The 21393-nt window shown below is 66.3% G+C and carries 20 protein-coding genes; 7 read left to right on the forward strand and 13 right to left on the reverse strand.

The genetic code is table 11. The features are described 5' to 3' along the window. Positions 1–84: 84 nt before the first annotated feature. The 9 genes from ACO07Z_RS02580 to rpsF form a co-directional block, all read right to left on the reverse strand. The gene (locus tag ACO07Z_RS02580) at positions 85–690 is read right to left on the reverse strand and encodes a CvpA family protein (RefSeq protein ID WP_421697869.1); all 606 of its coding nucleotides are present in this window, start codon (positions 688–690) and stop codon (positions 85–87) included. Between the two features lie 102 nt (positions 691–792). Then, entirely contained in the window at positions 793–2229 is a 1437-nt protein-coding gene (gene radA / locus ACO07Z_RS02585) for a DNA repair protein RadA (protein WP_421697269.1), read from the reverse strand. Between the two features lie 58 nt (positions 2230–2287). After that, complete coding sequence (alr, locus tag ACO07Z_RS02590) at positions 2288–3421, reverse strand: alanine racemase (protein WP_421697270.1); 1134 nt, start codon at positions 3419–3421, stop codon at positions 2288–2290. Between the two features lie 9 nt (positions 3422–3430). Next, positions 3431–4915, reverse strand: a complete 1485-nt coding sequence (locus ACO07Z_RS02595; RefSeq protein ID WP_244377309.1) for a replicative DNA helicase — start codon at positions 4913–4915, stop codon at positions 3431–3433. A gap of 166 nt (positions 4916–5081) precedes the next feature. Further along, positions 5082–6341 carry a class I SAM-dependent methyltransferase gene (locus tag ACO07Z_RS02600; protein WP_421697271.1) on the reverse strand — a complete coding sequence of 420 codons (1260 nt, stop codon included), beginning with the start codon at positions 6339–6341 and terminating at the stop codon, positions 5082–5084. 220 nt (positions 6342–6561) lie between these two features. After that, complete coding sequence (gene rplI, locus ACO07Z_RS02605) at positions 6562–7131, reverse strand: 50S ribosomal protein L9 (RefSeq protein ID WP_307020165.1); 570 nt, start codon at positions 7129–7131, stop codon at positions 6562–6564. Between the two features lie 43 nt (positions 7132–7174). Continuing rightward, entirely contained in the window at positions 7175–8131 is a 957-nt protein-coding gene (locus ACO07Z_RS02610) for a DUF2232 domain-containing protein (protein WP_421697272.1), read from the reverse strand. Between the two features lie 139 nt (positions 8132–8270). Continuing rightward, positions 8271–8540 (reverse strand): 30S ribosomal protein S18, encoded by a 270-nt coding sequence (gene rpsR, locus ACO07Z_RS02615; protein WP_244377301.1) that lies wholly within the window; start codon positions 8538–8540, stop codon positions 8271–8273. Beyond that, on the reverse strand, positions 8540–9016 hold the full coding sequence (gene rpsF / locus ACO07Z_RS02620) for a 30S ribosomal protein S6 (protein WP_421697870.1): 477 nt from the start codon (positions 9014–9016) through the stop codon (positions 8540–8542). Before rpsF ends, rpsR begins: the two co-directional genes overlap by 1 nt. 476 nt (positions 9017–9492) lie before the next feature. Between rpsF and fabD the strand changes: the two genes are divergently transcribed. The 7 genes from fabD to gmk all read left to right on the forward strand — a co-directional run bounded on the left by fabD (position 9493) and on the right by gmk (position 15931). Continuing rightward, complete coding sequence (fabD, locus tag ACO07Z_RS02625) at positions 9493–10443, forward strand: ACP S-malonyltransferase (RefSeq protein WP_421697273.1); 951 nt, start codon at positions 9493–9495, stop codon at positions 10441–10443. 22 nt (positions 10444–10465) lie between these two features. Continuing rightward, positions 10466–11203, forward strand: coding sequence for a 3-oxoacyl-[acyl-carrier-protein] reductase (fabG, locus tag ACO07Z_RS02630; RefSeq protein ID WP_421697274.1), 738 nt, complete (start codon positions 10466–10468; stop codon positions 11201–11203). Between the two features lie 226 nt (positions 11204–11429). After that, positions 11430–11666: an acyl carrier protein gene (locus ACO07Z_RS02635; protein WP_244377295.1), complete on the forward strand. Its 237-nt coding sequence runs from the start codon at positions 11430–11432 to the stop codon at positions 11664–11666. A gap of 72 nt (positions 11667–11738) precedes the next feature. Further along, complete coding sequence (gene fabF, locus ACO07Z_RS02640) at positions 11739–13001, forward strand: beta-ketoacyl-ACP synthase II (protein ID WP_421697275.1); 1263 nt, start codon at positions 11739–11741, stop codon at positions 12999–13001. A gap of 120 nt (positions 13002–13121) precedes the next feature. Beyond that, positions 13122–14264 (forward strand): endolytic transglycosylase MltG, encoded by a 1143-nt coding sequence (gene mltG / locus ACO07Z_RS02645; protein WP_421697276.1) that lies wholly within the window; start codon positions 13122–13124, stop codon positions 14262–14264. 87 nt (positions 14265–14351) lie between these two features. Then, complete coding sequence (locus ACO07Z_RS02650) at positions 14352–15239, forward strand: YicC/YloC family endoribonuclease (RefSeq protein ID WP_421697277.1); 888 nt, start codon at positions 14352–14354, stop codon at positions 15237–15239. A gap of 71 nt (positions 15240–15310) precedes the next feature. Next, complete coding sequence (gene gmk / locus ACO07Z_RS02655) at positions 15311–15931, forward strand: guanylate kinase (RefSeq protein WP_244450918.1); 621 nt, start codon at positions 15311–15313, stop codon at positions 15929–15931. Positions 15932–15957: 26 nt separating this feature from the next. Here the strand turns inward: gmk and rsmA are convergent, their stop codons facing one another. From rsmA to ACO07Z_RS02675, 4 genes are read right to left on the reverse strand one after another with little or no spacing between them, the layout of a single operon-like run. After that, positions 15958–16818, reverse strand: a complete 861-nt coding sequence (gene rsmA, locus ACO07Z_RS02660; RefSeq protein WP_421697278.1) for a 16S rRNA (adenine(1518)-N(6)/adenine(1519)-N(6))-dimethyltransferase RsmA — start codon at positions 16816–16818, stop codon at positions 15958–15960. Between the two features lie 9 nt (positions 16819–16827). Beyond that, positions 16828–17844 carry a 4-hydroxythreonine-4-phosphate dehydrogenase PdxA gene (gene pdxA / locus ACO07Z_RS02665; RefSeq protein ID WP_421697279.1) on the reverse strand — a complete coding sequence of 339 codons (1017 nt, stop codon included), beginning with the start codon at positions 17842–17844 and terminating at the stop codon, positions 16828–16830. Positions 17845–17851: 7 nt separating this feature from the next. After that, positions 17852–18937 carry a peptidylprolyl isomerase gene (locus ACO07Z_RS02670; protein ID WP_421697280.1) on the reverse strand — a complete coding sequence of 362 codons (1086 nt, stop codon included), beginning with the start codon at positions 18935–18937 and terminating at the stop codon, positions 17852–17854. Continuing rightward, complete coding sequence (locus tag ACO07Z_RS02675) at positions 18934–21246, reverse strand: LPS-assembly protein LptD (protein WP_421697281.1); 2313 nt, start codon at positions 21244–21246, stop codon at positions 18934–18936. The genes ACO07Z_RS02670 and ACO07Z_RS02675 overlap by 4 nt, the downstream gene beginning before the upstream one ends. Positions 21247–21393: the final 147 nt, after the last annotated feature.

Genomic DNA, 21393 nt, shown 5'->3' on the forward strand with positions numbered 1-21393 from the left:
CTCGGCGCAGGTCAAGGCTGCGCCCGCTCCACTCTGCTCAAAAGCAACTGTGCCCGGGACGCTTGGCGCACGGGCACGGTCGAATTAAGGCGCCGACGGCGTCACCGGGCTCGGCGTGGCCGGCGCGCTGCCCGGTGCGACGGGCTCTGGCGGCGGCTCGGTCGGCTCGGCGTCCTTCGAGCTGCGCATCTCGCGGATGAGGCTCTCGGGGTCTTCCGGCAGGATGGAGATGAGCCAGTCACCCGCACTTTGCAAGACCAGCTTGGTCCGCGCGTCGCGAATCCACTCAGGCTGGCCCTGCTCGTTCTGGACCAGCCAGTTGAAGAACAGGAAGGCCACAACCATGATCAGGAAGCCGCGGGCCAGGCCGAACAGGAATCCGAGGGTACGGTCGAGCGCGCCGATGCGGCTGTCGAGCACGAGGTCGGAAATCCGCACCGTGATGATCGAGACGATCAAGAGGGTGACGATGAACAGCGAACCGACGGTCGCCGCCATCGCGAAGGTGTCGTTGCTGATGTACTGCTTGGCAAAGGGCAACGCGTGCGGATACGCGTAAAGCGTGACCAGCGCCGCCGCCACCCAGGAGACGATGGCGAAAACCTCGCGCACAAAGCCTCGCACCATGGCGAGCAGGCCGGATACGACCATCACAGCGATCAGGATGATGTCGAGGAGCGTCAAGACAATCTCACCGTGGTGGGGCTGGGCTTCACACGAAAGCGCAGCGAATCTGGACTGATCCGGCCCCGCAGCGGGCCGCGCGAGGTATAGCGCGGTGAGGCCCGCGCGTCATCCCTCTTGCGGCTTGCCGCTGCTGCGGCGCGATCCCTTGGCCGCGATGGTGGCGACGATATCCCCAAGAGAGGTGATGGCATCGACCGCCAATGGCGCCTCGCCGGTGTCGCGTCCGTTGGCTGACGATCCCTTGGCCACCGTTCCCTTGGCCGCCGGCGCGACGGCGCGGGTGAAGCCGAGCTTCGCCGCCTCCTTGAGCCGCGCCACCGCATGCGGCACGGCGCGCACCGCGCCGGTGAGGCTGACCTCGCCGAAATAGACGCTGTCGGGCGGCAGCACCGCGCCGGAGAGCGAGGATATGAGCGCCGCCGCCACGGCCACATCCGCCGCCGGTTCGCTGATGCGGAAGCCGCCGGCGACGTTGAGATGCACATCATGCGCACCGAGCTTGATGCCGCAGCGCGCTTCCAGCACGGCCAGTACCATGGACAGGCGGCTGGGGTCCCAGCCGACCACCGCCCGGCGCGGTGTGCCGAGGCTGGTCGGCACGACAAGCGCCTGGATTTCCACCAGCACGGGCCGCGTACCCTCCATGCCGGCATAGACCGCCGTGCCGGGCGCGCCGCTGTCGCGGTTCGACAGGAACAGCGCGGACGGGTTGGCGACTTCCGCGAGGCCGAGGCCGGTCATCTCGAACACGCCGATCTCGTCGGTTGGCCCGAAGCGGTTCTTCTGCGCGCGCAGGATGCGGAAATGATGGGCGCCATCGCCCTCGAAGGAGAGCACGGCGTCGACCATATGCTCGACCACGCGCGGGCCGGCGATCTGGCCGTCCTTGGTCACATGGCCGACCAGAATGACGGCGGCGCCGGCGCGCTTGGCGTAGCGGATAAGGATCTGCGCCGAGGAGCGCACCTGCGTCACCGTGCCGGGCGCGGATTCCACCGTGTCGGTCCACATGGTCTGGATCGAATCGATCACCACCAGCGCGGGCCGGCGGCCTTCGGAGAGGGTGGCGACGATGTCCTCGACATTGGTCTCGGCGGCGAGTTCCACCGGTGCGCCGGAGAGGCCGAGCCGCTCCGCGCGCAGGCGCACCTGGGCGACGGCTTCTTCACCGGAGACATAGATGATGCGGTGCCCGGCGCCAGCCAGCTTCGCCGAGGCCTGGATCAGCAGGGTCGACTTGCCGATGCCGGGATCGCCGCCGATCAGCAGCACCGAACCGGGCACGATGCCGCCGCCGGCGACGCGGTCGAGTTCGGAAATGCCGACCTGCACGCGGGGAGCGTCTTCCGAGGTGCCGGTGAGGCTTTCCAGCGCAATCAGCCGGCCACGCCGTCCGCCGCGCAGCGTGGCGGGCATCGTGTCGGCCGCCGTGGTTTCCTCGGCGATCGAGTTCCACGCGCCGCAGGCATCGCACCGGCCCTGCCAGCGCGCATGCACGGCGCCACAGATCTGACAGAGAAAGCTGGTGCTGCGTTTGGCCATGGAGAAGCGGTCCCGCGCTGAAAAGGTCCAGCGCTTCTAGCGCGGGAACAAACCGGGATCAAATCTCTTGCGTCGCCGGAACGGTTCGCCGGTGGTAGCGGCGGCCGAGCGAGGTGAGGATTTCGTAATCGATGGTCTGGGAATGGCGCGCCAGATTGTCGAGCGTCAGCCCGTCACCGAGCAGGGTCGCGAAGTCGCCGAGCTGAACCGCATCTTCGGGCAGTTCGGTGATGTCGACGGCAAGCAGGTCCATCGAGATGCGGCCGATCAACGGGCAGCGATGGCCCGCCACCACGGCCTCTGCTCCGGGGCGCAAGTCGGAGGCGCCCGCGAGACGCGGGATGCCGTCGGCATAGCCGGCGGAGAGAATGGCGACGCGCGAAGGCCGGATGGCGGTGTGTGCGCCGCCATAACCGACCGTTTCACCCTCATGCACGTGGCGGATGCGGGCGATACGCAGTTCGAGCCGCACCACCGGCCGCAGCGGCGCGACATCCGCCCGCGGGCGCCCGCCATAGACGGCGATACCCGGTCGGACGAGATCGAAATGATAGGCAGGATCGCCCAGCGCTCCGGCGGAGTTGGACAGCGAGGCACGCACGCCCGGGAACAGCGCGGCAATGGCGCGGAAATCCTCCAATTGGCGCGCATTGAGCGGGTGGTCCGGCTCGTCGGCACAGGCAAGGTGGCTCATCAGCAGGGCGAGCGGAAAGCCGAGTTCGTCGCGGCCTTCCGCAACGTTCACCGCCTCGGCCGGGGTCAGGCCCAGCCGGTTCATGCCGGTGTCGACATGGATGGCGGCCGGCAGGGCTTGGCCGATGCAGTCACAGAAATCGCGCCAGCGCGCGATCTCGTCCGTGCTGCCGAGCACCGGCAGCAGACCGTTTTCCTGATAGGCAGCCTCGGTGTCGGGAAACAGGCCGTTGAGAACGAAGATTTCCGCGTCGGGGAGAAGGGCGTGCAGGCGCCGGGCTTCGCTCAGCAGGGCGACGAAGAAGCTGCGGGCGCCGGCCTGCCAGAGTGTGGTGGCGGCCGCAGCGAGGCCGATGCCGTAGCCGTCGCCCTTAACCACGGCGGCGCAGACGGCCGGCGCGACGCGGCGCGCCAATTCCTGATAGTTCGCCGCCAGGGCTGAGAGGTCCAGGGTGAGAAGACCGCCGGCCTCGGCGAGCGGGAGGGGATCAGAACTCACAATGGGCGCTCACGGCTCAGGCAGCCGGTCCGACTGCACCAGATTGGAGAAGCGGGTGAACTGCGGCTCGAACGAGACCTTCACCGTGCCGGTCGGTCCGTGGCGCTGCTTGCCGATGATGACTTCAGCGATGCCTTGCGCTGCCTTCATATCCTGGTCCCACTTGAACCATTCCTCGGTGCCTTCCTTCGGCTCGCGGCCCTTGAGGTAGTATTCCTCACGGAACACGAACATCACCACGTCGGCATCCTGCTCGATCGAGCCGGATTCGCGAAGATCGGACAATTGCGGACGCTTGTCGTCGCGGGCCTCGACCTGACGCGAGAGCTGCGAGAGCGCCATGATCGGCACGCCGAGTTCCTTCGCCAGCGCCTTCAGGCCGGTGGTGATCTCGGTGATCTCCTGTACGCGGCCCTGCGATGAGCTCTTGGACGAGCCGGTGAGCAGCTGGAGATAGTCCACCACCATGAAATCGAGACCGCGCTGGCGCTTCAGCCTCCGGGCGCGGGCACGCAGCTGGGCGATGGAGATGCCGCCGGTATCGTCGATATAGAGCGGGATCGTCTGCATCATCTGGGCGCAGCTGGCGAGCTTGTCGAATTCGTGCTCGGAAATGTCGCCGCGCCGGATCTTGTAGGAGGCGATCTCGGCCTGCTCGGCGAGAATACGGGTGGCGAGCTGCTCCGCCGACATTTCCAGCGAGAAGAAGCCGACCACGCCGCCATCCACCGCGCGGATCGAGCCGTCGGGCAGGGTTTCCGATGTGTAGGCCGCCGCGACGTTGAAGGCGATGTTGGTGGCCAGCGAGGTTTTACCCATCGCCGGACGGCCGGCGAGGATGATGAGGTCGGAGGGCTGCAGCCCGCCCATCATCTGGTCGAGATCGTCGAGGCCCGAGGCGGTGCCGGACAGGTGGCCGTCGCGCTGGAAGGCGCGGCTCGCCATGTCGACGGCTTCCTTCAGCGCGTCGTTGAAGCGCATGAAACCGCCATCATAGCGGCCGGTTTCGGCCAGCTCGTAGAGCCGCTTCTCCGCTTCCTCGATCTGCTCCTGCGGTGTGGCGTCGATCGGGGCCTCATAGGCCTCGTTGACGATCTCCTCGCCGATCTGGATAAGATCGCGCCGCACCGAGAGGTCGTAAATGGTGCGGCCGTAATCCTCGGCATTGATGATCGTCGTCGCTTCCGCCGCAAGGCGGGCGAGATATTGCGGCGCTGTCAGCCCGCCGGCGTCGAAATCGGCCGGCAGAAAGGTCTTCAGCGTCACCGGCGTCGCCACCTTGCCGGCACGGATCAGCGCGGCCGCCGTCTCGAAGATGGCGACATGGATGGGCTCGAAGAAGTGCCGCGGCTCCAGAAAGTCGGACACGCGGTAGAAGGCCTCGTTGTTGACGAGGATCGCCCCCAGCAGCGCCTGTTCGGCCTCGATATTGTGCGGGGCGGTGCGATAGGACGCATCGGTCTCCGCCGGTGGGCGGTTCGGAGAATCGAGCATGGCTGTTCCGGGTGCAGGTGGGTCGACGCCACAGCTAACGCCGCACCGGGCAGATGTCCGGGGCGAATCGCGCGCGGCCTATTTTGTCCTGTGGAGCGCCTGTGGAAAGCCGAATCTCGCTTGACGGGATTCCGCCGGCTCCCGGCCGGCGGTCAGAGGTTTCTAGCTACTCACCAGCCAATCGCAGACCGGGCCGGTTCTGGTTCTCTATGCCCCGCAGCGCCGCTTCGCCCTGCGCGATATAGCTGCGCGTCATCGGCACTACGCCCTCGCGTTTGGCCAGCTGCACCTGGAACACCATCATCCCCTGATGGCGGAAAGCCATCTCGGACGAGGCGAGGTAGAACTCGAACATCCGCACGAAGCGCGCATCGTAGAGTCGCTCCACCTCCTCGCGATGGGCGAGGAAACGCTCCCGCCAGGCTTTCAGCGTCTCGGCATAATGCAGGCGCAGGATTTCGATATCGGTGACGAGCAGCCCCGCCTTCTCGATCGCCGGCAGCACCTCGGAGAGGGCAGGGATATAGCCACCGGGGAAGATGTATTTGGCGATCCAGGGATTGGTGATGCCGGGGCCTTCCGAGCGGCCGATCGAATGGATGAGGGCGACGCCGTCCTCCTTCATGAGCCCCGCCACCTTGGCGAAATACTCCTCGTAATGGCCGACGCCGACATGCTCGAACATGCCGACCGAGACGATGCGGTCGAACGGGCCTTCCACGTCGCGATAATCCTGCAGGCGGAAATCGGCCCGCCCGGCGAGGCCCCGTTCCTCGGCGCGGCACCTCGCAACGCCATGCTGTTCCTGCGACAGCGTCACTCCGGTGACCTTCGCTCCCGCATGGGCGGCGAGGTAAAGCCCCATGCCGCCCCAACCGCAGCCAATGTCGAGCGCGGAAAGACCCGGCCGATCAAACAGCAGCTTGGCGGCGATATGGCGCTTCTTGGCCAGTTGGGCATCGTCCAGCGACTGGTCGGGCGTCTCGAAATAAGCGCAGGAATATTGCCGGTCGGCGTCGAGGAACAGTGCATAGAGCCGGCCATCGAGATCGTAATGATGGGCGACGTTCTTCTGCGAACGGTCCGGCGGGTTGAACTGGGCGAGGCGCCGGAACAAAAAGCGCAGCCGCAGGAAGAACTGCGCGCTGGCGCTGGGCACCTCAAGGCCGACCTGCGCCATCAGCAGCGCGAGCACCTCGGCGATGTCGCCCTGCTCAACCACCATGCCGCCTTCCATATAGGCCTCGCCGAAGCTCAATTCGGGATCGAGGACGATCTGGCGCTGCCAGGCATGAGAGGTGAAGCGCACCGTGAGGGGTGGTCCGCTGCCATCCCCGAATACGGCGTAATCGCCGGAGGCGAAGACCACGGAGAGGGAGCCACGGCGCACAATGCGCGCGAGGACCTTGGCGAGCAACCGTTCCATCGGCCAATCCCAAAGTACGGGCAGCCGGCGAAGACAACGCGAATAGGCCCGTCTCCGCACGAAGACTGCCTGCCCATGCGCTGGGCATGTGGTTTATCTGCCGATCATTGCATCACAAGCTTCCGAGCCTCGCAACCACCTGAACAGCTCCCGCTATGCAAAAAAGCCCGGCCAATGCTGGCCGGGCTTCGACTTTACGCCGATAACGCAAGGTAAAGTATCAGGCCTGTTCGGCTTCAGCGTCGTCGCCGTCTTCGGCAGCGGCCTCTTCCAGGAACTCTTCCTCGTCCTCGTCATCGCGCACGACGCTGAGATCCTCGCCGCGCGACTGGCGCTGCGCTTCCTCGGGGCTGCGGGCGACATTGGCGCGAACCGTAACCTCGACCTCCGGGTGGAGGGTGACCGGCACCTCATGCACGCCGATGGTCTTGATCGGGTGGTTGAGGACGATCTGGCGGCGCTCCACGGAGAAGCCGGCAGCGGTCAGTGCGTCGGCGATGTCGCGGGTCGACACCGAGCCATAGAGATAGCCCGTCTCGCCAGCCTGGCGGACGAGAACGACCTCGGTGCCCTTGAGGCTCTCGCCGACCTTCGCCGCCTCGGACTTGAGTTCGAGGTTGCGGGCTTCGAGCTGGGCCTTCATCGACTCGAAGCGACCCTTGTTCTCCTTGGTGGCGCGCAGCGCCTTGCCCGAGGGCAGAAGGAAATTGCGGGCATAGCCGTCGCGGACGCGGACGACTTCGCCCATCTGGCCGAGCTTGGCGACACGCTCAAGCAGAATGACTTCCATTTTAGTTCTCCATTCAATGCGTCAATGCGGAAAGGTGGGAAATTCAGATGTCGTTGGCGGCCGGCGGGCGTCCGGGCGGCCCGCCCCGGCGGAACCGGTAGCGCACGCCGAACAGCGTTTCCGCGAGGCCGAGCAGGGCGAGGATGGCGAAGGGCCAGCCCAGGGCCAGCGCCGCGATCCAGACCGTGGCGATCACCAGGGCGCGGCCGGCGGCACCCCGCGTGATCCAGTGGATGACGGCCAGCCCGATGAAGGCGAACACCATGACCAGGGTGGAGGCGAGCAACTGCGACAGCAGGCCGACGAAACCACCTGCCAGATTGGCGGCGATGAACGCGCCCACGAGCACGACGGCGACCGGACGCGGCACCGAAATAGCCGCGAGATCGGGCCAGGGGCGCATAAGCCGGCCGGAGAGACGAGCGGCATGGGCGGCCAGCCACAGATTGCCGATCTGCGTCACCATGGTCACGACAGCGGCGGCCGGCGGCATGATGAGGACCAGAAGGTCGATCATCCGCTCCAAATCTGCTCCGCCGGCGCCCGGCGTCTCCTCGAACATCGCCTGGAACAGCGCGCGCAGAGCGGCCTGATAGCCTTCGACACTACCGGCCACGAGCGGGATCAGTGCCGCTACAGCGAGGCAGCCAAGAATGCCGGAGGCAAGGACGATGCGCCCAACCGGGAACCATTCCAGCGGCGCGCCCGGCTGCGGCTCGCGGGCCATCAGCGCGAGATAGGCCAGCACATAGGCCGGCAGGCCTACGCCTGCGACATACGCGGTCAGCAGTTCAAGGCCGAAGAACACGCCGATGGCGACGGCCGCCGCCGATGTGGCAACCAGCGCGGAAACGTGCGTCCAGCCGAGGCCGACAATGAGGACGGGCAGGGGGGCGAGATAGAACAGCGGGAGCGCAAGCGGGCTGCCCGTGGAGACGGTCGCCACGAGAAGAGCGGACGCCGCGCCGGCGCCGAGCGCTATGAGCCAGTTCTGTATCATCGACGCGCTGTCCCGCCTTTAGCGGTTAGGGGCGGATCATCGTCCGTCCCAGCCAAGATCCCCGGAAGGCCGGCGACCTGTCGGAAATGGGGTTCAGAAAATGTCCCCGGCCATGGCCGGGGACGGAAACGTCACGCGATCAGCGGATCACGAAGGGCAGAAGGCCGAGGAAGCGCGCGCGCTTGATCGCCTGGGCCAGTTCGCGCTGCTTCTTGGCCGACACGGCCGTGATGCGCGAGGGAACGATCTTGCCGCGCTCGGAAATGTAGCGCTGCAGCAGACGCACGTCCTTGTAGTCGATCTTCGGCGCGTTGGCGCCGGAGAACGGGCAGGTCTTGCGACGGCGGAAGAAGGGGCGACGAGCGCCCGAGGAGTTCGCGGCTGCGCCGCCGGTGCCACCGAAAGCCATCACTCAGTCTCCACGTTGGCCGGAGCTTCTTCACGGTCACGGCGCGGGCCGCGGTCGCCACGATCGCCGCCGAAGCCGCGTCCGCCACCACCAAAGCCGCGATCGCCGCCGAAGCCGCGGTCACCGAAACCGCGGTCGCCGCGGTCATCACGGTCGCGCTTCTGCAGCATGACCGACTGGCCTTCCTCAAGCTCCTCGACCCGGACGGTGAGGTAGCGCAGGATGTCCTCGTCGATGCGCATCTGGCGCTCCATCTCGGCCACGGCGGCCGGGGGGGCGTCGATGTTCAACAGCGAGAAATGCGCCTTGCGGTTCTTGCGGACGCGGTAGGTGAGCGTCTTCACGCCCCAGTATTCGGTCTTGGAGACCGTGCCGCCATTCGCCTCAATCACGCCCTTGAAGCGTGTCGTCAGTTCCTCGACCTGCTGCGCCGTCACATCCTGGCGCGCGAGGAACACGTGCTCGTAAAGAGCCATGTTCATGCCTTTCCATATGTTCCGCACTATTGCGGCCATCATCCCGACGCCGAGCCCTTCGAGCCCGGAAAGGCTCGAATATTCTCGAAGGCGGGGACACGGGACGACGCGAATCCGCGGATTCACTGCTGCGCAGCGCCAAAAGGCCATGCGCAACCGTCCGTTCAGCCCCCGGCCGGGACTGACAGTGCGCGGGCTTATACGCGAAAAACGCGGGAAATCAAGGCGCGGGGAGAGGAGAGGCGGGCTTTGCGCCGCGCTCCCCATCCGTGCGCCCCCGCCACACTCTATATACGCGAGGCGTGGCGGCATCGCGTCGCTCCGGACATCGGCACCGCCGCCCACAGAATAGCGTGCCGTCGAGCCGGCAGGAATCGCACGTCTGCCCACAGGGCCGCGCCGCTGCAACTTGACATGTAACGCAGGGCGTTGTTCCTGCGCCCGCCAATTCTCAGCGTATAGGTTCTTCCAACGTCATGAGCATCGCGTTCGTTTTCCCCGGTCAGGGCAGCCAGGCCGTCGGCATGGGCAAGGCCCTCGCCCACCAGTTCCCGGTTGCGCGCGCCGTGTTCGAGGAAGTGGACGCCGCGCTTGGCGAGAAGCTCTCCGCCGTGATGTGGGACGGTCCGATCGAGACGCTGACGCTGACCGCGAACACCCAGCCCGCGCTGATGGCCGCTTCGCTCGCCGCGCTCCGCGTCCTGGAAACCGAGGCGGGGCTGGACCTCGCCCGGGACGCGGCCTTCGTCGCTGGACACTCGCTGGGCGAATACTCGGCGCTTGCCGCCGCCGGTTCGCTTTGCATTGCCGATACGGCGCGCCTGCTGCGCCTGCGCGGCACCGCGATGCAGGCAGCGACCCCGGTGGGGACGGGTGCCATGGCGGCGATCCTGGGTCTCGACTTCGATAAGGTGGCCGCCATTGCCGCCGAAGCGGCGCAGGGCGAGGTTTGCGACATCGCCAACGACAACGCGCCCGGTCAGGTGGTCGTCTCCGGCAATGCGGCCGCGGTCGAGCGCGCCTGCGAGATCGCCAAGCGCGAGGGCGCCTCACGCGCGATTCCGCTCACGGTTTCCGCTCCCTTCCACTGCCGTCTCATCGCCTCCGCCGCCGACGCCATGCGCGACGCACTAGCAGGCGTGGAGGTGCGGGCGCCGAAGGTGCCTCTTGTCGCCAACGTCACCGCCGCGCCTGTCAACGCGCCGGATGATATTCGCGCTCTGCTGGTCCAGCAGGTGACGAGCACGGTGCGCTGGCGCGAATCCGTCGCGTTCATGGCAGAGCAGGGCGTGAACCGGCTGGTCGAGGTGGGAACTGGCAAGGTGCTTTCCGGCCTCACCAAGCGTATCGCCCGCCAGGTGGCAGCGACAAGCGTTGGCGCGCCCGAGGATGTTGCCGCCTACGCCGCTTCCGCAGCCCAGGCTTGAGACAGCAATTCAGGAGTTTCCCATGTTCGATCTGACCGGGAAGACGGCGCTCGTCACCGGCGCCACGGGCGGGATCGGTGGCGCCATCGCCAAGGCGCTGCACGCGCAGGGCGCGACGGTGGCACTGTCGGGCACGCGGCGCGAGGTGCTGGAGGCGCTGGCCGCCGAGATGGGCGAGCGCACGCATGTGCTGCCCTGCGACCTCTCGAACATCGAGCAGGTGGAGCAGCTGGTACCGCAGGCCGAGGAGGCCATGGGCGAGCTGGACATTCTCGTCAACAATGCCGGCATCACCCGCGATGGCCTGTTCGTGCGCCTTACCGACGAGATGTGGGACACGGTGATCGCGGTGAACCTCACCGCCGGTTTCCGTCTCACCCGCGCCGCCGCCCGCTCGATGATGCGCCGGCGCACCGGCCGCATCATCGGCATCACCTCGGTGGTCGGGGTGACCGGCAATGCCGGCCAGGGCAATTATGCCGCCGCCAAGGCCGGCATGATCGGCATGTCCAAGGCGCTCGCCAAGGAAGTGGCAGCGCGCGGCGTGACGGTGAACTGCATCGCGCCGGGCTTCATCGCCACGCCGATGACCGACGTGCTGAACGACAAGCAGAAGCAGGCGATTCTCTCCGCCGTCCCGGCCGCACGGCTGGGTTCGCCCGAGGATATTGCCGCTGCCACCGTCTATCTCGCATCCGCCGAGGCCGGCTATGTCACCGGCCAGACGCTGCATGTGAATGGCGGGATGGCCATGATCTGACGAGGCCCGCCCAAGCGCCTTTAACCGGACCTTAACGGTGCTGGTTTTGGCGTTTGAAGTGTGCTAACAGCCGCCTCGGCTCACAGGGTTGAACACCGCATTTCCATTGCGGAATCGTTCGGGACATCCTGTAATCGGGGCAAAAAAGCAGGCCGCCAAAGCCGCGTTCGCGCGGGGGCCAAATGGTACAACGTAGCAACCTCCGGATACGGACGAGGGTGAACCGATGAGCGATATTGCCGAGCGCGTGAAGAAGATTGTAGCCGAGCATCTGGGCGTCGAGCCCGAGAAGGTTACCGAGAATGCGAGCTTCATCGACGACCTCGGCGCTGACAGCCTCGACACTGTCGAGCTGGTCATGGCCTTTGAAGAAGCCTTCAACTGCGAGATTCCCGACGACGCCGCCGAGACGATCCTGACCGTCGGCGACGCGATCAGCTTCCTGGAAAAGAACGCGGCCTGAGGGCTGCTCTCGCGCGCTGCGGCGGCTTGTCCGTCGCGGCGCACACTGGTGTGACGTTTCCGGAGATATCGGATGAGGCGCGTCGTCGTTACCGGCCTCGGCATGGTGACGCCGCTCGGATGCGGTGTCGAGATCACTTGGCAGCGTCTGCTTGCCGGACAGAGCGGGGCCCGTCGCGTCGAGAGCTTCGATGTCTCTGACCTCCCGGCCAAGATTGCCTGTCAGCTACCCCGCGGCGATGGCTCCGACGGCACGTTCAATCCCGATCAGTGGATGGAGCCGAAAGAGCAGCGCAAGGTCGACGATTTCATCGTCTATGCGATGGCTGCGGCGCGTCAGGCTCTGGATGATGCCGACTGGCATCCCGCTTCCTATGACGACCAGTGCGCCACCGGCGTGATGATCGGCTCCGGCATTGGCGGGCTTCAGGGCATCGCCGAGACCGCGCTGCTGATGCAGGAACGTGGCCCGCGTCGCGTTTCCCCCTTCTTCATTCCCGGCCGCCTCATCAATCTCGCCGGGGGCTATGTCTCCATCGAGCACGGCCTCAAGGGCCCGAATCATGCCGTCGTCACCGCCTGCTCCACCGGCGCGCATGCCATTGGCGATGCGTCCCGCCTGGTTGCCTTCGGTGATGCCGATGTGATGGTGGCGGGCGGCACCGAATCCTCGATCAGCCGTCTCGGTTTGGCCGGCTTCGCAGCCTGCCGTGCGCTGTCCACCAGCTATAACGACACGCCCGAGAAGGCCTCGCGCCCCTATGACAAGGACCGTGACGGCTTCGTCATGGGTGAAGGCGCCGGCGTTGTCGTGGTCGAGGCGCTCGATCACGCTCTGGCGCGCGGCGCCAAGATTTACGGCGAGATCGTCGGCTACGGCCTGTCGGGCGACGCCTACCACATCACCGCGCCGTCCGAGGACGGCGACGGAGCGTTCCGCTGCATGAGCGCGGCGCTGAAGCGTGCGGGCATCACTGCCGCCGAGATCGACTACATCAACGCCCATGGCACCTCGACTATGGCGGACGAGATCGAACTCGGCGCGGTCCAGCGCCTGCTGGGTAATAACGCCGCCAAGGTCTCGATGTCGTCGACCAAGTCGGCCATCGGTCATCTGCTCGGCGCGGCGGGCGCAGTGGAGGCGATTTTCTCCCTGCTCGCTATCCGCGACCAGATCGCCCCGGCGACGATCAATCTCGACAATCCCTCGATCGACACACCGATCGACCTTGTGCCGCACACGCCGCGCAAGCGTGAGATCGAGTACGCGCTGTCGAACTCTTTCGGCTTCGGCGGCACCAACGCGTCCGTCGTGTTCAAGCGCTACGCGAACTGAGCGAGACCGGCAAACGGCGGGTGAGCGGCGCCCTGGAGTGGTCGCTTTCCCGCTTTCGCCATTTTTCCGGGTAGTCTGCCAGTGCGTTGCGCTGCCCGCGAACGCGAGGCGAGGCATCCGATGACCGATCCGACTTCTCCGACGCCTAACGGCGCTGCCGCTCCCACGCCCCCCGGCAAGGAGCGCGACCGGCATCGGGCGTCGCGTCGTGCGAATCATCCGCTCGTCGTCGCCGGCAGCATGGTGTTCACCCTGCTCATTGTCGCCATTGTCCTTGGCGGCGGCGCGCTGTGGATCGGCAAGACGCGCTATTACGCGCCCGGTCCGCTGGCCCAGGAGAAGGCGGTCATCATCCCCAATGACTATGGCTTGATGGACATTGCCGATCTCCTGCTCAAGCAGGGGGTGATCGACGACAAATGGGTGTTCGTCGGTGCGGCAGCAGGCACGCGCGCCTCCAGCAAGCTCAAGGCCGGCGAATATGCCTTCGCCGCCGGCTCCTCCATCCAGCAGGTGCTGAACACCATCGTGTCGGGCAAGGTGATCGAATATGTCGTCACCATCCCTGAGGGGCTCACCAGCGACCAGATCGTCGAGCGGGTGCTGGCGGTGGAGGAATTGTCCGGCAGCGTGCGTCAAGTGCCGCGCGAGGGTAGCCTTATGCCGGACACCTACAAGATCACGCGCGGCACGTCGCGCGAGGATCTCCTGCGCCGCATGGCGCGCACGCAAGATGCCGCCTTGAAGGAAATCTGGGAGAAGCGTGACCCCGATCTCCCGCTGAAATCGCCGCAAGAACTGGTGATCCTCGCCTCCATCGTCGAGAAGGAAACCGGCGTTCCCGAGGAGCGGGCGCAGGTGGCATCCGTCTTCATCAACCGGCTGAACAAGAAGATGCGGCTGCAGTCGGACCCGACGATCATTTATGGTCTGGTGCGGGGCAAAGGCCGGCTGGAGCGGGCGCTGACCCGTACCGACATCACCACCCCGACGCCGTTCAACACCTACACGATCCCCGCTCTGCCTCCGGGACCCATCGGCAATCCCGGTCGCGCCTCGCTGGAAGCGACAGCGCGTCCCGCCAAGAGCGATAATCTCTACTTCGTCGCCGACGGCACCGGCGGGCACGCCTTCGCCCCGACGCTCGACCAGCACAACAAGAACGTCGCGCGCTGGCGGCAGATCGAGCGCGAGCGCAAGGTCGATCCGGCGGCGCAGCCGGCCGGCACGTCGGGCACGACGGGCGCCACTCCCGTCGACTGAGCCGGTGAGGGGCCTTTGCCGGCTTGAGGCCGGAAGCGCCCGCCGTTATGGTCCGCCCGCCGTCTGGGGACGGGGCAGGGGGAAGGCATGACGCTGGCCAGCATGACGGGGTTCGCACGCGCGCAGGGCACCAGCGGTGCCTGGAGCTGGGCCTGGGAGCTCAAATCCGTCAATGGCAAGGGCCTCGACGTTCGGCTGCGGCTTCCGGGCGGCTGGGAGGGGCTTGAGAACGGCCTGCGGCAGAGCGCGGCTCGCGTCCTCGCACGCGGGAACGTGAATGCCAATCTGTCGCTCACGCGCTCGGATCCCGAGGTTAGCGTGCGCGTCAATGAGGCCGTGTTGCGCAGCATCGCACAATCGGTGCGGCGCGTGGCCGAGGATCTCGGCGCGCCCCCTGTTCAACTGGAAAGCCTCCTCGGTTTGAAGGGCGTGCTTGAAATCAGCGAGGCACAGGAAAGCGACGACGCGCGGGCGGCGCTGGAGACGGCCATCATTTCCGGCTTCGAGCAGGCGCTGGCCGATCTCGCCGCCATGCGGGTGCAGGAGGGCGCGGCGCTGGCGATCGTGCTGGGCGATCGCCTCGACGCGATTGCCAGGCTCACAGCTGCCGCCGAGGCCAATCCCGCTCGGCGGCCGGAGGCCATCCGGGCGAAGCTGGCCGACCAGATTCGCGTGCTGATGGATACCGGCGCCAATTTCGACCCCGACCGCCTGCATCAGGAGGCGCTGATGATAGCCTCCAAGGTGGATGTGCGCGAGGAGCTTGACCGGCTTGTGACCCATGTGGCGGCGGCGCGGGCCATGCTGGGAGAAGGTGGCGCCATCGGCCGCCGGCTCGATTTTCTTGCGCAGGAATTCAACCGTGAAACCAATACGCTCTGCTCCAAGGCCAATGACGTCTCGCTGACAGCCATTGGGCTGGAGTTGAAAGGCGTGGTCGAGCAGTTCCGCGAACAGGTTCAGAACATCGAGTGAGGGACAGGGTGAGCGACACCAACGAGAACGCCGCGACCCCAGGCGCCGCCATTGGCGGGCGGCGGGGGCTGATGCTTATCCTTTCTTCCCCCTCCGGGGCTGGAAAGTCGACGCTGGCCCGCCTGCTTCTGGAACAGAATCCCGACATCTATCTCTCCGTGTCGGTGACGACGCGGGGGCGGCGGCCGAGCGAAGTCGAGGGTGTGCATTACCACTTCCTCACCCGCGAGCGTTTCGAGCGGCTGCGTGATGCCGGTGACCTCCTGGAATGGGCGGAGGTACACGGAAACTTCTACGGCACGCCGCGCGAACCGGTGGAAGCCGCGCTGTCCGCCGGTCGGGATGTGCTGTTCGATATCGACTATCAGGGCGCCGAGCAGCTCTATGAGAAGATGCGCCAGGATATTGTCGGCGTGTTTATCCTGCCCCCCTCGGCAGCCGAGCTGAAGACCCGGCTTGAGCGGCGCGCCGAGGATGCCTCCGGCGTGATCGAGAAGCGGCTGCGCAACGCCCGTACCGAGATCGCGCATTGGCGCGATTACAATTATGTGCTGGTCAATGCGGACCTCAATTCGACCTTCGCCAATCTGCGCAACATCCTGCTCGCCGAGCGTCTGCGGCGCGAACGCCAACCTGGCCTTGAGCCGGTGATCGAGCGGCTGGACCGCGAGCTCGCCGAATTGGTGGAATAACAACGGAAGAGCGCGGGCGGCCGCGCTCACTCCCGCCCGGCGTGCCGCATCGCCACCCAGGCATTGGCAAGGGCGACAAAACCCTCGACCGTCACCCGCTCGGCCCGTTCCGTCGGGGCGATGCCGGCAGCCTCCAGAAGAGCGCCAGTGTCCACGCCCAGGCCCTTGAGGCTCTGCCGCAGCATCTTCCGGCGCTGGCCGAAGCCGGCCTCGGTGACGCGCTCCAGTGCGTTCAGCGCACAGGGCAGGGGGGCCTTGCGCGGCACGATATGCACCACGGAGGACGTGACCTTCGGCGGCGGCACGAAGGCGGAAGGCGGCACGTCGAAGGCGATATGCGCCTGTGCCCGCCAACCGGTCAGCACGGCGAGGCGCCCATAATGATCATCACCCGGCGCAGCGACGATGCGCTCGGCAACCTCGCGCTGGAACATCAGCGTCAGGCTCTCATACCAGGGCGGCCAGGGATCGGCGGACAGCCAGCCGACAAGCAGTGGCGTGCCAACATTATAGGGAAGGTTGGCGATGATGACGGCGCGTTCCCCCGGGGCGAGGAGGGCGCGATAGTCGGTCTCCAGCGCGTCGCCCTCAATCACCTCCAGCCGGCCGGGATAGTGCGCGGCGACCGCGCCCAGTGCCGCGACGCAACGTGTATCGCGCTCGATGGCGATCACGCGCCGCGCGCCCAACGCCAGGATCGCCCGGGTCAGGCCGCCCGGACCGGGGCCGACCTCGATCACGGTCAAATCCTCGAGGCGGCCAGCGGTGCGGGCAATCTTCGAGGTGAGGTTGAGATCGAGCAGAAAGTTCTGCCCGAGTGACTTCAGCGCCGAGAGGCCGTGCTCCCGGATAACGTCACGCAGCGGCGGCAGGTTGTCGATGGTCATCGCCTCGCCTCAGCGCTCTGCCCGAGCCGCGTCGCGCGCGCTGAGCCGGTGCGCCAGCCGCAGCGCCTCTATCAGGCTGGACGGGTCGGCCCGCCCCGTTCCGGCGAGAGCGAAGGCCGTGCCATGGTCGGGCGAGGTCCGCACGAAAGGCAGGCCCAGAGTCACATTGACCGCGCGATCGAAGGCCAGCGCCTTGGCCGGCGCCAGCACCTGGTCGTGATAGGCGCCAATGGCGGCGTCATAGGTGGCGCGGGCGGCTGCATGGAACAGCGTGTCGGCCGGAAGCGGTCCGCGCGCGTCGATTCCCTCCTGCCGCAACGCTTCGACCGCCGGACGGGTAACCTCCTCATCCTCGCGCCCCAGCGTGCCTTCTTCGCCCGCATGCGGATTAAGCCCGCAAATGGCGAGGCGAGGCGCCTCGATGCCGAAGCGGTGCCTGAGATCATGGGCGGTGATGCGGGCGGTCTCGATGATCAATTCGCGCGTCAGCAGGCGCGGCACATCGGCGAGCGGCACATGGATCGTGGCAGGAATGACGGCGAGTTCCGGCGACCAGATCATCATGACGGGGCGCGGCGCCGGCGTGCCGGCGAGATGCGCGAGATACTCGGTGTGGCCGGGAAAGGCGAAGCCGTCGGCGTAAAGCACCGCCTTCGAGATCGGATTGGTCACCACGGCCGTCGCACGTCCCGCCTTCACCAGGGCCACGGCGTCATCGATCGCCGCGCGGGCGGCCGGCGCGCTGGTTTCATCCGGATGGCCCGGCGCGGCGGTAACGGCCGGCCCCGCGCTCACGATCGGAAGCGCATCTGGAAAGAGGGCGGCGGCCTCCTCCGGGGCGCATTCGCGCACCGGCACGTCGAGGCCGAGCACGACGGCCCGTCGGCGCAGCACCGCCGCATCGCCGATGGCGAAGAACGCCGGCAAGGCGCGTTCCTGGCGCGTCAGCCAGGCCGCGAGGGTAATGTCAGGGCCGATGCCGGCCGGCTCGCCCACAGTGAGCGCCAGAGCGGGCGGGGGTGTCATGCGCCGCTCAGCGGTACTGGATCATGGCGGATTTGCGCGCATCGTCGAGGAGCTTGCGCGATACCGCTTCGAACTGCTTGTTCTCAAGGTCGGCGCGGACCTCGCGCTTCTGCGCGCTTTCACCGACCACCTCGCGTCGGTTGCAGATGGCGATCATCTCGATGCCGGCGCGGGTGACTTCCGGGGCGGTCAATTGGCCGACCGGCGTCTCGTCCATGATCTTGCGCACGGGCGCGCTCATATCGGCCGAGGTGCGAATGACGGGATCGCGGACGACCGTCTCGCGCATGCCGCGCGCCGTCTGGACGCCGGCCTCGCAATCGGTGAACTGCTTGCGCAGGGTGTTGGCTTCCGCCATGCGCTGGGACCGCTCGCCGGGGTTGGCGGTGCGCCCGACCACGAGGACGATCTGGCGCACGGTATACTCCGTGGTGCGCTGGGCACGGGTCAGGTCCTCACCCTTCGATTGAAGCGCCGCGAAGACGTCCGAATCCCGGATGGTGGCGACCGACGAGAAGCGGCCGCGCACATAGTTGTTCCAGACATAGTCGGCGCGCATCTTGGTCTTGAGCATGCCGGCGTCGAGGCCGGACTGCGCCAAGGCCTGGGTCAGCTGCTCGGGCGTACGCCCGCTGCGGCTGCCCATGCGGGCGAACATCTTGTCGACTTCGTCCTTGTCCGCCGTGACGCCGAAGCGCTCGGCGGTGACGATCTTGAGGCGCTCGTCGATCAGGTCTTCAAGCGCCTGCTTCTGCGTCAGCGTCTGCCGCTCGGTGAGCTGGGCGAGCTTAATGCGCTGGGCGACATCGAAGCTCGTAATCGGCTGGCCCTGCACGAGCACCAGTATCTGCTGGGCCTGCGCGGGCGCCGGCAGGAGCGGCGAGCAAGCGAAGAGCGCGCAGCCGAAAAGGAGCGCGCGAACGAACGGGCCGACGACCCGATGACGACTGGCATGCCAGCCATCCCGTATCAAAGACCCTGCCCGCATTTTCTCTCCATCCTGACGATCACACTGACGCTCGGTACATTCCGCCGAACGCTCGCCCGCTGTTCTTGTCGGCGGATGTGGCGTCAATGCGACCCCGCCGCTCAATTGCTGCTGCTGTTCGAACCGACATTGGTCGAGAAGCCCGCTTCACCCAGCGTTTTCAACGTGAAGGTGAGCAGCACCGTGTCCACGCGCTGTCGGTTTCCGCTCTCCGTGTAGTCCGAGCGATAGCTCAGCGCGATACCGAAGCACTCATCGATATAGGAGATGCCGAACAGGGTGAAATCGATCTCGTCGAGATTGAGATTGTAGCGGGCGGCCGCCTGCAGGCTCCAATTGTCGTTCAGCTTCAGCGTGCCCGTACCGAGGATGCCCTCGCGTTCCTCGTAATAGCCGAGCAGCGGCTGGGCGGTGTAGAGGCCGTACAGGGCGGAAACCGTCAGCTTCTTGTTGATGACGGCCCGACCTTCGACCTCGTAACGTTCGACCGACCAGTCGGTGTTGTTGAAGCGGAACCGGTTGACGAGCGAGAAGCTATCCGTCGGCTGGTAATAGAGCCGCGCCACATAGTCGGAGGCGTCGTCCTCAAGGCCGGATTCAGCACCCGTGTTCGCCATATCGTAATTGGCGTAGGAGTTGGTGCCGAACAGCTGGTAGGACTGCCCGAACAGAGCATTGATCTGGCCGCCGTCGTTGAAGTTGGCGGTGTACTGGATGCCGACATTGGCGCGGCCACCGCCTTCGACGCGGTCATAGCCGGAATATTTGTTGATCTCGAACAGGTTGGTGTCGTCGAAGATCAGGCTCTGGGCGTCTTCGTTCGGCAACTGGCCGATATGGGTTTCGTCCGGGCGGACGATGACCTGAGCGATTGGCTCGATGGTCTGCGTGCCCCAGCTCTGCACCGCGATGAAGGGGTAGCGGTATTCCAGGCCGACGGCGGGCATGGCGCGCACCAGCTGCGTGTCGCCACCGGTGCCGAGCCAGGGCTCGTCTTCCGCCTGGGCCTGCACCGAGGCGACGTCGAGCTGCATGTTGAAGAACGGGGTCCAGGTCTGGCCGGCCTGGTCGATGAAGGTGCGGCGCCAGTCGACCACGCCGGACAGGCGGCTATAGCTGCCAACCATGCCGCGCATCAGGCACGCATCACGAACGTCTGCGCCGGCTGCGGCAACGCGGGTCAGATCGCACTGATTGGTCGGGCCATCGTACAGCGTGGGAAGGAGCGGCGCGTAGGCGGCCGAGGTGGCGCGCAGATCGATCTCGTCGCGCGTCAGGCTGGTGAAGTTCACGTCATAGCTGAGCTGGCCGCCGAACACGGAATTGCCAAGCGTCTTGCTGTAGTCAAGCACCGGATGGATCACCGGCTGCTGAGCCTCGACGTCATAGGAGGTGAGGCCGGTGAAATACATCGCCCGAAGGTCGAAATAGGACCGGTCGCCCTGGCCGACCAGGTAGATCTGCGAGGTGACCTCGCGCGTGGTCGCGCTGATGAGGTTGTAGTCCTGGAGGAAGGTCTGGTCTGACATCAGCCAGCCGTCCCAGCCCCAGTACCAATTCTCGTTGATATTAAAGCGGCCATGCGTCTCGAACACGCCGCGCTGGTCGCGATCGCCGGGCTGACCATTGAACGCGTCCCTGTCCATCTGGTCGATGCCGGCGGCGCGGATGCTGTAGGTGCCGGTCTCCAGCCGGTGCCGGAACTCGGCGTCGAGCAGCACGCCCTGCTTGGAGACGATGAGCGGCGAGAACGTCACGTCCATATTGGGCGCGATGTTCCAGAAATACGGAATGGTGGCGCCGAAGCCGATCTCGGACGTGTTCACGAATTGCGGAATCAGGAAGCCGGACTTCCGCTTCACCGTCGGATCGGGCGCTTCGAGATAGGGAGCCCACGCGATCGGGATGCCCAGGAATTCGAGCCGGGCGTCCTCGAAATAGATCGTCTGCTCTTTTTCCTTATGGATGATCTTCGCCGCCTTAACCTGCCACATGGGCGGCTTCTGCGGGTTCTCCTTACAAGGTTCGCACGGCGTGTAGGCGCCGCTCGTCAGGATCGTGGTGTCGCCATTCTCGCGATCCGCGCGGGAGGCCACGAAATGCATGTCCTGCGGCGAATCAATGCGCAGAGAATTGACAAAACCGTTGCTGAAGTCCTGTGACAGATCGAGATTGTCGGCGGCGATGACGGTGCCGTCCTTGTCCTTCAGGCGGACGCCGCCTTCCGCACGCAGTCGGTTGGCGTTGCGGTCATAAACGACCCGTCGCGCCTCCAGCACGGCGCCGTCGTAATAAATCTGGACGTTGCCGTCAGCGATCACCTCGTTGCGGGTGTTGTCGTAGACGAGCTGGTCGGCCGTCACCAGCATCTTGGCGTTGGGATCGGTCTGGCGTGTGACCAGGCCGCCCGCCAAGCCTGCCGGCTGGGCGGCCGACGGCTGGGGCGAGGTTTGGGCCGCCGTGGGCTGGGCAGCCGTCATCTGGGCAAACGCAGGCGACGCTGGGCCGAGGGCGGCCAACGCAACGGAGCTGAACACAAACGCGCAGGCAGACTGACGCAG

It is taken from the genome of Ancylobacter sp. (assembly GCF_965229075.1).
Classification (GTDB): domain Bacteria; phylum Pseudomonadota; class Alphaproteobacteria; order Rhizobiales; family Xanthobacteraceae; genus Ancylobacter.

Excerpts from the sequence above, each read along its gene's own strand:
- pdxA (WP_421697279.1), bottom strand. The coding sequence starts at position 17,844 with ATGACACCCCCGCCCGCTCTGGCGCTCACTGTGGGCGAGCCGGCCGGC.
- rpsR (WP_244377301.1), bottom strand. The coding sequence starts at position 8,540 with ATGGCTTTCGGTGGCACCGGCGGCGCAGCCGCGAACTCCTCGGGCGCT.
- ACO07Z_RS02650 (WP_421697277.1), top strand. The coding sequence starts at position 14,352 with ATGACGCTGGCCAGCATGACGGGGTTCGCACGCGCGCAGGGCACCAGC.
- fabF (WP_421697275.1), top strand. The coding sequence starts at position 11,739 with ATGAGGCGCGTCGTCGTTACCGGCCTCGGCATGGTGACGCCGCTCGGA.
- ACO07Z_RS02600 (WP_421697271.1), bottom strand. The coding sequence starts at position 6,341 with ATGGAACGGTTGCTCGCCAAGGTCCTCGCGCGCATTGTGCGCCGTGGC.
- ACO07Z_RS02610 (WP_421697272.1), bottom strand. The coding sequence starts at position 8,131 with ATGATACAGAACTGGCTCATAGCGCTCGGCGCCGGCGCGGCGTCCGCT.
- fabG (WP_421697274.1), top strand. The coding sequence starts at position 10,466 with ATGTTCGATCTGACCGGGAAGACGGCGCTCGTCACCGGCGCCACGGGC.
- rsmA (WP_421697278.1), bottom strand. The coding sequence starts at position 16,818 with ATGACCATCGACAACCTGCCGCCGCTGCGTGACGTTATCCGGGAGCAC.
- rplI (WP_307020165.1), bottom strand. The coding sequence starts at position 7,131 with ATGGAAGTCATTCTGCTTGAGCGTGTCGCCAAGCTCGGCCAGATGGGC.
- ACO07Z_RS02635 (WP_244377295.1), top strand. The coding sequence starts at position 11,430 with ATGAGCGATATTGCCGAGCGCGTGAAGAAGATTGTAGCCGAGCATCTG.
- rpsF (WP_421697870.1), bottom strand. The coding sequence starts at position 9,016 with ATGGCTCTTTACGAGCACGTGTTCCTCGCGCGCCAGGATGTGACGGCG.
- mltG (WP_421697276.1), top strand. The coding sequence starts at position 13,122 with ATGACCGATCCGACTTCTCCGACGCCTAACGGCGCTGCCGCTCCCACG.
- radA (WP_421697269.1), bottom strand. The coding sequence starts at position 2,229 with ATGGCCAAACGCAGCACCAGCTTTCTCTGTCAGATCTGTGGCGCCGTG.
- gmk (WP_244450918.1), top strand. The coding sequence starts at position 15,311 with ATGCTTATCCTTTCTTCCCCCTCCGGGGCTGGAAAGTCGACGCTGGCC.
- fabD (WP_421697273.1), top strand. The coding sequence starts at position 9,493 with ATGAGCATCGCGTTCGTTTTCCCCGGTCAGGGCAGCCAGGCCGTCGGC.
- ACO07Z_RS02595 (WP_244377309.1), bottom strand. The coding sequence starts at position 4,915 with ATGCTCGATTCTCCGAACCGCCCACCGGCGGAGACCGATGCGTCCTAT.